This window comes from Flagellimonas alvinocaridis (assembly GCF_004916895.1).
Taxonomy (GTDB): Bacteria; Bacteroidota; Bacteroidia; order Flavobacteriales; family Flavobacteriaceae; genus Flagellimonas; species Flagellimonas alvinocaridis.
This window is the reverse complement of sequence record NZ_SNTZ01000133.1, coordinates 1-363: the sequence shown is the minus strand read 5'-3', so window position 1 is coordinate 363 and position 363 is coordinate 1. Positions and strand designations below refer to the sequence as shown.

Here is a 363-nt window from a genome sequence, read left to right as displayed (position 1 = left end):
ATTCAAACAGGAGAATCAAGTACCAAGAAACCACCCGGTGGAGTTCCAATCGCAATTGATACATTTATCACTCCACCACCATTTCCTGAAAGGCTAAAAAGGCCTAACTCTGAAATTATAAACGATAAGATTCTTGACGTTCTCCGAAATGTCAAAATCAATATTCCTTTGATCGATGCAATCGAACATATACCCGCGTATGCTAAATTGCTCAAAGACCTTTGCACGAAAAAGCGAAAGCTAAATGTTAAGGAAAAATCCTTCTATATTGAGCGTATCAACGCTATGATTCAGTCTGACCTGCCCGAAAAACGTAAGGACCCCGGTTGTCCTACGATTTCTGTCATGATTGGTCATCATAAA

At 39.7% G+C, this 363-nt stretch carries 1 protein-coding gene; it reads left to right on the top strand.

Annotation, left to right across the window (positions count from 1 at the left end):
• Positions 1-363 (top strand): hypothetical protein (locus tag EZV76_RS17375; RefSeq protein WP_236640962.1); only part of this gene is annotated, 363 nt, incomplete at both ends.